At 66.6% G+C, this 9396-nt stretch carries 11 protein-coding genes; 4 read left to right on the plus strand and 7 right to left on the minus strand.

What is annotated here, in order from left to right; translation table 11 throughout:
- Positions 1-58: 58 nt before the first annotated feature.
- A complete protein-coding gene (locus BMX04_RS11435; protein ID WP_074786600.1) occupies positions 59-988 on the plus strand; it encodes a hypothetical protein in 930 nt (309 codons plus the stop codon).
- A 1-nt stretch (position 989) separates the two neighbouring features.
- On the opposite strand, the gene BMX04_RS11440 is transcribed toward BMX04_RS11435, so the two are convergent.
- Positions 990-2582 (minus strand): ATP-dependent DNA ligase, encoded by a 1593-nt coding sequence (locus BMX04_RS11440; RefSeq protein ID WP_074786603.1) that lies wholly within the window; start codon positions 2580-2582, stop codon positions 990-992.
- Positions 2579-3580 carry a ligase-associated DNA damage response exonuclease gene (locus BMX04_RS11445; protein ID WP_074786606.1) on the minus strand — a complete coding sequence of 334 codons (1002 nt, stop codon included), beginning with the start codon at positions 3578-3580 and terminating at the stop codon, positions 2579-2581. Before BMX04_RS11445 ends, BMX04_RS11440 begins: the two co-directional genes overlap by 4 nt.
- A gap of 101 nt (positions 3581-3681) precedes the next feature.
- On the opposite strand from BMX04_RS11445, the gene BMX04_RS11450 reads away from it, so the two are divergent.
- Complete coding sequence (locus BMX04_RS11450) at positions 3682-4512, plus strand: fumarylacetoacetate hydrolase family protein (protein WP_074786609.1); 831 nt, start codon at positions 3682-3684, stop codon at positions 4510-4512.
- A 23-nt stretch (positions 4513-4535) separates the two neighbouring features.
- Here the strand turns inward: BMX04_RS11450 and BMX04_RS11455 are convergent, their stop codons facing one another.
- Together BMX04_RS11455 and BMX04_RS11460 are read right to left on the minus strand one after the other, a co-directional pair.
- Positions 4536-5600, minus strand: a complete 1065-nt coding sequence (locus BMX04_RS11455; RefSeq protein ID WP_074786612.1) for a Hint domain-containing protein — start codon at positions 5598-5600, stop codon at positions 4536-4538.
- Between the two features lie 88 nt (positions 5601-5688).
- On the minus strand, positions 5689-6603 hold the full coding sequence (locus tag BMX04_RS11460) for a lipid A-modifier LpxR family protein (RefSeq protein WP_074786615.1): 915 nt from the start codon (positions 6601-6603) through the stop codon (positions 5689-5691).
- Between the two features lie 180 nt (positions 6604-6783).
- Between BMX04_RS11460 and BMX04_RS11465 the strand changes: the two genes are divergently transcribed.
- Positions 6784-7170 carry a thiol-disulfide oxidoreductase DCC family protein gene (locus BMX04_RS11465; protein ID WP_074786618.1) on the plus strand — a complete coding sequence of 129 codons (387 nt, stop codon included), beginning with the start codon at positions 6784-6786 and terminating at the stop codon, positions 7168-7170.
- Positions 7171-7227: 57 nt separating this feature from the next.
- Positions 7228-7878 (plus strand): PAQR family membrane homeostasis protein TrhA, encoded by a 651-nt coding sequence (gene trhA / locus BMX04_RS11470; protein WP_074786621.1) that lies wholly within the window; start codon positions 7228-7230, stop codon positions 7876-7878.
- Positions 7879-7927: 49 nt separating this feature from the next.
- Here trhA and BMX04_RS11475 read toward each other — a convergent pair whose 3' ends face one another.
- From BMX04_RS11475 to BMX04_RS11485, 3 genes are all read right to left on the minus strand, one after another.
- Positions 7928-8191: a DUF6455 family protein gene (locus tag BMX04_RS11475; RefSeq protein WP_074786624.1), complete on the minus strand. Its 264-nt coding sequence runs from the start codon at positions 8189-8191 to the stop codon at positions 7928-7930.
- 64 nt (positions 8192-8255) lie between these two features.
- Positions 8256-8612: a YigZ family protein gene (locus BMX04_RS11480; RefSeq protein ID WP_050661703.1), complete on the minus strand. Its 357-nt coding sequence runs from the start codon at positions 8610-8612 to the stop codon at positions 8256-8258.
- A 3-nt stretch (positions 8613-8615) separates the two neighbouring features.
- Positions 8616-9326 (minus strand): M48 family metallopeptidase, encoded by a 711-nt coding sequence (locus tag BMX04_RS11485; RefSeq protein WP_074786627.1) that lies wholly within the window; start codon positions 9324-9326, stop codon positions 8616-8618.
- Positions 9327-9396 lie beyond the last annotated feature (70 nt).

Consider the following 9396-nt stretch of genomic DNA (forward strand, 5'->3'; position numbering starts at 1 on the left):
TCTGTTCCGGATCTTGCGAATCCCCTTATCCTTATCCCTCTAGGGGGAGGATTTGAACATGTCTGAGATTTTGAAAAACCCGGTCGTGACCGGTGTGGGCGGCGGGATTGCCGGGCTTTTGGTGGGCTCGTTGTTGTCGCTCTCGACCATCGAGAGCAAGGTCGGCAGCAGCATGGGCCGCGCGATGGAGGATCTGTCGGCGGTGGTGCAGGGCGACGATGCGGCGCTGTCGGGGGTGAGTGAGCGGCTGGCCGCGCTGGAAGCGAGCATGTCCGGCAATGCCGAGGCTGTGGCCGGTCTGGGGGCGCAGGTGGCGGGTGATTTCGGTGAGCGGATTGCGGCTCTTGAGGCGCGGATCGACACGGTGGCCCAGGATCTTGGCAGCCAGATTTCACAAACGGCGGCAGCGCAGGCCGAGGCGGTGCGCGGCGCGTTGGAGGCGCAGCCTGCTGCCGCCCCAGCGCCCGAGGCCGAAGCGGCGGCGGTGAGCGCGCCGCAGGCGGAGACGCCCGAGGGATTGGCGATGCTGCCCGAGGCGCGCGGGGTTGGAGAGACCTTCGTGCTGGCCGGTGGCGCGGTGCGTGCCTTCGTGCAGCGTGCGGATGCCGAAGCTGGGACGGTGCTCTTGTCGGTGAATGGCGGCACGGCGCAGTTGTCGCCGGGTGAGGCGATCACCGTGCGCCATGACGCCGGGGCCTGTCGGCTGGCGCTGAGCGAGGTCGGCGCAGACGGCGTGCGGATCAGTTCGGATTGCGACATGCCTGCCGGTGATGGCGCGGCCTATGGCCCTGGCGAAATGGCGAGCTTGGGCGACGGGCAGTTGCGGGTCTTCGTCTCGGGCATTCTGGGCGACGCGGCGCGGCTGGCCATCAACGGGCTGGCGATGCAGAGCCTGCGCGTCGGCGAGAGCCATGCGGTGGAGAATTGCACGGTCAGCGTGACCGGCATTCGGGGCAATCGGGTGCTGCTGGACGGCGGGTGTTCCTGAGCTAGCCGTATTGCGCCAGCATGGCGCGCAGGTCGGTCAGGGTGTTGGCCTCATGGGTCGGCTTGTCCTGCCGCCAGCGGGCCATGCGGGGAAAGCGTAATGCAACGCCGGATTTGTGGCGCGAGCTGGCCTGAATGCCTTCGAAGGCGAGCTCGAACACATGTTCGGGGCGAACCTGCCGGACGGGGCCGAAGCGCTCGGTCGTGTTCTTGCGGACCCAGGCGGTGATCTGGCGGAACTCGGCATCGGTGAGGCCGGAATAGGCCTTGGTGAAGGGCACGAGTGTGTCACCGTCCCAGACCGCGAAGGTGAAATCGGTGAAGAGGTTGGCCCGGCGCCCGTGGCCCTGCTGCGCGTAGATCATAACCGCGTCGAGGGTCAGCGGGTCGAGTTTCCATTTCCACCAATCGCCCTTTTTGCGGCCCGCGTGATAGGGGCCGCTGCGGCGCTTGAGCATCAGCCCCTCGGCGCGGTGGGCGCGGGCGGTGGCGCGGATGGTTTCCAGATCGTCCCATGTGGTGAAGGGGATCGTCGGTGAGGGGCGCAGGGGGGTGTCGTCAGGCAGATCGGTGATCAGCCGGTCGAGCCGCGCGCGGCGTTCGGCGAAGGGGGTGTCGCGCAGGTCGCGGCCGCCCTGTTCCAAGAGGTCATAGGCCATCAGGATCACCGGGGCCTCGGTCAGCAGTTTCTTGGGCACGGTTTTTCGCGTGATCCGCTTTTGCAGCGCGGTGAAGGGCAAGGGGGCGTCGCCGTCATGGGCCAGCAATTCGCCGTCGATCACCGTGCCGTCGGGCAGGAGGTCGCACAGGGGGGCAAGTTCGGGGAAGCGGTCGGTCATCAGTTCCTCGCCGCGCGACCAGATGAAGACCTGCCCGCCGCGTGCGATCACCTGGCCGCGGATGCCGTCCCATTTCCATTCCGCGAGCCAGTCGGCAGGCGGCCCAAGGCTTTCGGGTCCGTCCTCCAGCCCGTAGGCGAGGCAGAAAGGATAGGGGCGCGAGAGGGTGTCGGTCGGGTCGTGGCTCTCGATCAGGTCGGCCCATGTGGTGCTGTCGGGGGTCCAGTCCCCCATCAGGCGGTGGGCGATTTCAGCCTCATCGCGGCTTAATGCCTGAGCGAGCGCGCGGGTCATGAGCTTGCGGCTGATGCCGACGCGGAAGCCGCCGGTCAGCAGCTTGTTGAAGACCAGCCGTTCCAGCGGCGTCAGCCCCTCCCATGCCGCCAGCACCTGCTCTTTGCGCGTCTCGTCCTCGGCGTCTTTCAAGGCGCGCAGGTGGTCGATCCACGCGGCAAGGCTGGCGTCGTGGCTGATGCTGGGCGGTGGCAGCACAAGGGCGATGGTTTCGGCCAGATCGCCGACGATGGGATAGCTTTCCTCGAACAGCCAGAGCGGGATGCCTGCGCGCTCGGCGGCCCATTCCCGCAGCCGCGTGGTGGTGATCGCGCGTTTCGGGCGGCGGCCGGAGAAGAGCGCGATGGTCCAGAGGCGGTCGGGTTCGGGGGCGCTACGGAAATACTCGGCCAGCGCCGCCACCTTGGTGTTGGTGCGCGTAGTTTGGTCGAGCGTGGCGAAGAGCGCGGCGAACTGCTTCATGTCTCGGCCCCGTCATCCAGCGTCTCTCCGGTGAACTCGGTGCGCAGCACGCGCGCGTCATAGCCCTGTGCGGTCAGCCAGCGGGCGAAAATCTCGGTATAGCCGTGGGTGACGTGGATGGTCTCGGCCCCGGTCTCGGCAATGGCGCGGTTGAGGCCCGCCCAATCGGCGTGATCGGAGAGGACAAAGCCGCGATCCGCCGCGCGCCTGCGGCGCACGCCGCGCAGCCGCATCCAGCCGCTGGCAAACCCAGTGGAGGCGGGGCGAAACCGCCGCGCCCATGACCCTGCGAGCGCGCCGGGGGGTGCGATGACCAGCGCGCCGCGGCGCGCGCGCAGGTCGGTTTCGGGGGTGACGTGGTGGGTATCGGGCAGGGCCAGCCCCTGAGCGCGCATCACCGCGTTTGTGGCCTCAATCGCGCCATGGGTGAGGATCGGGCCGATGGAGGGGTCGAGCATCATCAGCACCCTCTGCGCCTTACCGAGCGCGTAGGCCCCGAGCAGCGTGAACCGCCCCTCGGCCGCGTTCGCCGCCCACCATGCGTTGATCTCGCACGCCACATCGCCGGGGTCGGGCCAGTCGAAGACCGGCAGGCCGAAGGTGCATTCGGTCACGAACTGATGACAGCGCACCGGCTCGAACGGGGTCGAGAGGGGATCGACCTCAAGCTTGTAATCGCCCGAGACGACCCAGACCTCGCCGCCCGCCTCGACCCGGATCTGCGCCGAGCCGGGGACGTGGCCTGCGGGGAGAAACGAGACGCGCGCATCACCGATCTGGCGCGCCTCGCCGTAGCGGATGGTGTCGAGCGCGATATCCCCCAGCCGGTGGCGCATCACCGGGGCAGCGAGGTCTGTTGCGAGGTAGGCGCCGTGCCCGTCGCGGGCGTGATCGGCATGGCCGTGGGTGATCAGCGCCCGCGCGACAGGGCGCCAAGGGTCGATGTGAAAATCGCCGGCGGGACAATAAAGCCCCTCTGGGGTGACATGCAGAACCATGCGCCGATGATAGGCCCCGCGCGGCCCGTGACCAGCCCCTTGCGAAGCGCCGCGCGCGGTCTATGCTGCGTGACGGAACATGGCGATACAGGGGGCAGACCATGCGGTTCGTGAGATATGGTGAGGCCGGGCATGAACGGCCCGCGGTGCTGGATGCCGAGGGACAGTTGCGCGACCTCAGCGGCGTGGTGCCCGATCTGGCGGGCCCCGTCATGGCCGATCTGCCCCGAATCAACCCGCAAAGCCTGCCGCTGGTGCCGGGCAGCCCGCGCATCGGGCCGCCGGTGGGGCAGGTTGGCAAGCTGGTCTGCATCGGGCTGAATTATTCCGATCACGCCGCCGAACTTGGGGTCGAGCCGCCCGAGGACCCGGTGGTGTTCCTCAAGGCGACCTCGGCGATCAACGGGCCGCATGATCCGGTGATCCTGCCGCGCGGGTCGCAGAAGGGCGACTGGGAGGTCGAACTGGGCATCGTCATCGGTCGCCGCGCGAAATACGTGACCGAGGCGCAGGCGCTGCGCCATGTGGCGGGCTATACCATCGTCAACGACGTGTCGGAGCGCGAATTTCAGCTTGAACGTTCGGGGCAATGGACCAAGGGCAAGAGCTGCGACACCTTCGCGCCGATGGGGCCGTGGCTGGTGACGCCCGATACTGCGGGCGACGTGCAGGCGCTCGATCTGTCGGTCGATGTGAACGGCGAGCGGATGCAGAGCGGCAATAGCGGGCGGATGATCTTTTCGGTGGCGCGGATCGTGTCCTATCTCAGCGAGTTGATGGTGCTGGAGCCGGGCGATGTCATCGCCACCGGCACCCCGCCGGGCGTGGGCATGGGGCACACACCGCAGCGCTTTCTCAAGGATGGTGACGAGATGGTGCTGCGCATCTCGGGGCTCGGCGAACAACGCTCACCGGTGCGCGCGGAACGCTGAAGGCGCGCGCCCCGCCTGCCCCGTCACGCCGCCTCATGCGCGAGGATCGCGGCCTCGGACCCGTTCAGGCACCGCCGCGCATAGCCGCCATAGACATGCGGCTCGTATTCGAGGTTTGGATTGATCTCCAGCAGACGTGTCCGGTCGCCATCGCTCAGCGTCGAGAGCGCGGTGCTGGCGGGGTGAAAGCTTTCGGTCTCCACGCTATTGGCCCAGATGATCTGATGGCTGGGCAGGAGCAGGTGGATATAGGTCACCTCGCGCGAGGCAAGATCGACCGACACCGTGTCGTTGTTGACCAGATCGCGCGCCATCACCAGCACTTCGGGCGTGTTGAAGAGCGCGCGCGCCACGTCGCCGCGCACCAGCAGGCGATGCTCGGGGCTGACCAAAAGCGCGGCATCGGGGCGGTCGATCCCGATTGCACCGGGGCCGAGACGGATCGGCCGCAGCTTGGGCATGGCAAAGAGCCGCGCCCCGGTCATCCGGCGACTACCGATCCACTGGATATCCTGCGCGCCGCTGTCGCGGGTCTGCACCCGGTCGCCCTCGCGCAGTTCCTCGATCAGGCGGGGGCCTTCGGGGGTTTCGATCCGTGTGCCGGGGGTGAAACAGATCACCCCGCCGCTCGCCGGTCCGGTCGAGGCACCGCGCATCCCCTCGAGCGAGTGATGCACGATCCACATCTCGGTGTCGCGTGGCGGAATCTCGTCAAGGAACATCAGGAGCGGTGGCGCATCGCCCGCCACCTCGATGATCGTCACGGTGTAGCTGCGCAAACCGTCGGTGACGACAAAGCCCGTATCCATGATCGGCTCGGGCACGTCGACCGCGCCCAGATCGCGTGTGTTGCTCATCGCGGCCCCCACGAGGCGCCGCACCATCCGTGCCGCACGTTTGCGGTTCACGGCTTCTCCCTCCGCCATATCCAGGCGCAAAAGCTCGTTTGGTCCGTCCACGCGCACCACATCGCCGCGCCAGAGCCACGTCTGCCCTACCGAAAGCGACCGCACAGATGCGCCCGACACTCCATCCAGATCTGTTTGCGACCAGGAGATGACGAACGTGCCTTTATAGCCCGTTCCCATATCTCTGACTGCCTGCCTCTTGTCTTTTTTTATTGTTGCCAGCGTAGCAAAGGCGAATCACCCTGAAAACCCCCCACGGGAATTTTCTTCAGAAGCGCAACCTGAACTGCACAGAGCCGACGACCTGGCTTTCGGGTTGCTGATCGAATTCCTCGCTCAGCCATGTCACGCCGTAGAAGAGCGAGCCGCCCTTGGCGCCCTCCCAATGCACGCCGCCGCGCAGGCGGGTGCGGTCTTCGGTGACGTTTACGCCGCTGCGCGCGGGCAGAAACTCGCTGTCATCGACATAGGCGATGTCGCCACCGAGGATGAAGGCGGTGCCGGGCCGGTCCTCGCGCACCACGCGGTAGCGCTGCCCGGTCACCGGTTCGCGGACCATCAGCTCATCGCGGGTGAGCGAGCCAATGGTGATATCCGCTCCGGCGCGCACCAGATCCTCGATCCCGAGGCGGGCCTCGGCGAAGGGGCGGATGCGGACCGCGCCAAGGGTGAACTCGCGCCCCATCTCGAACACGCCCGAGGGGCGGAACTCGTTGCCGATCTGGTTCTGTCGGGTGGCCGGGCCCCGCTCTGTCGCGCCCACCAGGCCGTGCAGGAAGTCCTGGAAATCCCCAAGCCCGGTCTGCGATCCGGTGATGACGAGATCACCGCCCAGCGCGTATTCCACCGCTGCGCGTTCGAAATGCGTGTGCAAGCCGAAGCTGAGCGCCCCGGCGAAGGGCCGGTCATTGGGTGCGGGCGCGCCGATGCTTTCGGGCGACATGATCTCGGCATTGAAGCGGAACTCCAGCAGGTCGCCGAAGCCGGTTGGCGCTTGCCCTTGCCAGCCATCGGCCCAGACCCGGCTTGATGCGACAGACCCGGTGCGCCAGCGATCCTTGGTGTCGCCGATCACGTCATTGGTGAAGGTCAGGCCGTAGCCGATCTTGTAACGGCCTTCGGCCTGCGCCGCAGTGACCAGCCCGATGCAAAGCCCAAGGGCAATGGCAAAAACACGCGTCATTCCGCACGCTCCCGATGTGATGCCCCCCGGCCTTGCAACCAATAGCAAAGGCAAATGACGATTTGCCAGCAAAAGTTTGACAAAACTCGGAGATGTGACTCAAAGCCCGGCCGTGGTGCCGCCTGGCCTCTGGCCAGACGAGCGTCGGGCCCTAGGTCTTTGGACAGCACAGGAGGGACCATGCCACCGCTCACCGAAGTCCTTTACAACGCGCGCTGCCCGGTCTGCCGGGCCGAGATCGACCATTACGCAGGCTATGCCCGGGCCCGCGACCTGCCGGTGAGGTTCCACGACCTCAACAGCCGCGATCTGGCGAATTGGGGGGTCGGCGCGGACGAGGCCGCGCGCCGGTTGCATGTGCGCGAGGCGGGGCAGGTTCTGTCAGGCGTTGACGCGTTCATCGCCCTCTGGCGGGCCCTGCCGCGCTATAGCTGGATTGCCCGGGTGGTGGCGCTGCCGGGGCTTCGGCAGGTCGCGCATCTGGTCTATGAGCGCATCCTCGCGCCGCGCCTCTATGCGCGGCATCTGGCACGCGAGCGCCGCAATTGCCCCAACGTCACCCTATGATTGACGAAATTCCCGGGCATTCTTGAAGTGTTAAGGTTTGGGGCTCATTATGGAGGCATGATCGACATGTCCTATCCCGAGTATTCAAAGGCCGAGCGCGTCGCCGATGGCGCGGTTCATATCGCGGGGGTGATCACCGCGATCACCGGGATTTCATTGCTGTTCGCGATGTGGGCGCTGCGTATGGACGGCGTGACGCTAGCCTCGACCATCGTCTATTCCGGCACGCTTTTGCTGATGCTGGTGGCCTCGGCGGCCTACCACCTCTATGCCCATACCGCCGCGCGACCGATCCTGCGCCGCCTCGATCACGCGGCGATCTACGTCAAGATCGCGGGCACCTTCACCCCGCTCAGCGTGCTGTTGGGCACCGCCTTTGGCTATGTCGTCCTGGCGCTGGTCTGGGTGCTGGCCCTCTTCGGCGCGGTGACCAAGATCCGCGCGAAACCCGGTCAGATGACCACCGGATGGCTGCCCTATGTGGCGCTTGGCTGGATCGGTCTGGCACTGTTCATCCCGCTTTCCGCGGTGCTGCCGGGTCAAAGCCTCGGGCTTCTTCTGGCGGGCGGGCTGCTCTATACCGGCGGCGTCGTGTTCTACGCCTGGGAAAACCTGCGGTTTGCCAATGCGATCTGGCACCTCTTCGTCGCGGTGGCCAGCGCCTGTTTCTTCTTCGGGATCGCAACCGCCCTCTCCGCCGGGATGTAATCCGGCGGGGTGATGTCGCGTCCGTGAGGTTCGTGACGATCCAGACGGATCAAGCGTGTCCGCCCAGCTTCAACCGTCCAAACAGATCCGCGTTGCGGCAGTAGTCGGGCGTCTGCTCTGCCGTCTCGTTGCGCGCAAGCCAATGCTCGCAGGCCTCGGGATTGGCGCAGCCGGTGCAGGCCAGAACCGCATCGCTCAGATCATCGGGCAATATCTTGCCCGCCATCATTCTCTCTTCAAGATCAACGCCTTGCGTATTCGCCATCCGATCCACCAGATCGGCGTGCCGTTTGAGTGTGGTGGTGCCTTGCATGCCATATCTCCTGTTTTCTCGGAGACAGCCTGCCTGACGCGGCGCTCGCATGCCTTGATCTGCGTCAAACGCTCGCCGCGTCGAGATAGGCGCGCACGCAGTCCTGCACATGGCGAAACCGGTCGCCCCCGAGCTTTTTTCCGCCATACCAGCGCGTGACCACGATCACGTGATCGTGCAGGCCTTCACGTTCCAACATGCGCAGGATCACCTGTCCCGCCCCGGCCTCGCCATCATCGCCCTTGAGCGGGGTGCCGTCCGACAACAGCACCGCCCAGGTGTTATGCGTGGCGCGGGCGAATTTCTTGTCACGCTTGAGCGCCTTGAGAAAATCGTCGACCTCGGCCCGGTCGCGCGCCGCGCCGCCCGAGACCGCGTAACTCGATCCCCGGTCGCTCAGCACCGCCTTCAATTGCCGCATGGATCAGAGCCCGGCCGCCACCCGGCGCACCGTCGCCACGCGCTGCGCGTTGGGCGGATGGGTGCCCAGGAACCGGTTGCCCGGATCGGGGATCTGCGAAAAGAACTCGACCCCGCGCAACGGGCTGTAGCCCGCGCGATGCGTGATCACCGTGCCCATGGCATCGGCCTCCAGCTCGAATTCCTTCGAGAAGGTGCGCGAGCCGACGCCCGCGCCGATATCCACCGCCTGATCGACGATCCCCTGGCTGGCCCCGGTCAGCGCCGCAAGCCCGCCCAGGATGATCGCCCCCGCCGCCGCGTTCTGCTGCTGGCGCGGAATGTGACCGGCGATATGATGCGCCGCCTCGTGGCCCATGACAAAGGCCAGCTCATCGGCGTTGCGCACCGAGGCGATCATCGGCAGCGTGAAGGCGAGGATCGGGCGGCCGCTGCGGTCGAGCGTCTGATAGGCGTTGACGGGTTGACCGGGGCGGTCATCCACCACGATGCGGAAATCGCAATTGCTGCGCGGCGCGCGGGCCCGGCATTCGCGCTCGGCCACCGGTTCCACGCGCTGCACGACGTTGAGAAACTGCTGCACATTGGCGCGCGTGGGCGTCGCGGGCGGCTGCGGCGCGGCCTGTTGCGGCGCGGGCCGCGTGACCGGGCCCTGCTCGACCGTGGGCACACAACCGATCAGCCCGACAAGACCCAGAACGTAAATCCAGCGCATCACATACCTCTGTCATTCCCATGGCGTATCACCCGTCTGTTCTAACAGGGTTTGGGCTGCGGCAAAGCCT

Origin of the sequence: Roseovarius tolerans (assembly GCF_900109855.1) — a bacterium.
Lineage (GTDB): Bacteria > Pseudomonadota > Alphaproteobacteria > Rhodobacterales > Rhodobacteraceae > Roseovarius > Roseovarius tolerans.

Excerpts from the sequence above, each read along its gene's own strand:
- BMX04_RS11445 (WP_074786606.1), bottom strand. The coding sequence starts at position 3,580 with ATGGTTCTGCATGTCACCCCAGAGGGGCTTTATTGTCCCGCCGGCGAT.
- BMX04_RS11435 (WP_074786600.1), top strand. The coding sequence starts at position 59 with ATGTCTGAGATTTTGAAAAACCCGGTCGTGACCGGTGTGGGCGGCGGG.
- BMX04_RS11465 (WP_074786618.1), top strand. The coding sequence starts at position 6,784 with ATGCCACCGCTCACCGAAGTCCTTTACAACGCGCGCTGCCCGGTCTGC.
- BMX04_RS11460 (WP_074786615.1), bottom strand. The coding sequence starts at position 6,603 with ATGACGCGTGTTTTTGCCATTGCCCTTGGGCTTTGCATCGGGCTGGTC.
- BMX04_RS11455 (WP_074786612.1), bottom strand. The coding sequence starts at position 5,600 with ATGGGAACGGGCTATAAAGGCACGTTCGTCATCTCCTGGTCGCAAACA.
- BMX04_RS11440 (WP_074786603.1), bottom strand. The coding sequence starts at position 2,582 with ATGAAGCAGTTCGCCGCGCTCTTCGCCACGCTCGACCAAACTACGCGC.
- BMX04_RS11485 (WP_074786627.1), bottom strand. The coding sequence starts at position 9,326 with ATGCGCTGGATTTACGTTCTGGGTCTTGTCGGGCTGATCGGTTGTGTG.
- BMX04_RS11480 (WP_050661703.1), bottom strand. The coding sequence starts at position 8,612 with ATGCGGCAATTGAAGGCGGTGCTGAGCGACCGGGGATCGAGTTACGCG.
- BMX04_RS11450 (WP_074786609.1), top strand. The coding sequence starts at position 3,682 with ATGCGGTTCGTGAGATATGGTGAGGCCGGGCATGAACGGCCCGCGGTG.
- BMX04_RS11475 (WP_074786624.1), bottom strand. The coding sequence starts at position 8,191 with ATGCAAGGCACCACCACACTCAAACGGCACGCCGATCTGGTGGATCGG.
- trhA (WP_074786621.1), top strand. The coding sequence starts at position 7,228 with ATGATCGACATGTCCTATCCCGAGTATTCAAAGGCCGAGCGCGTCGCC.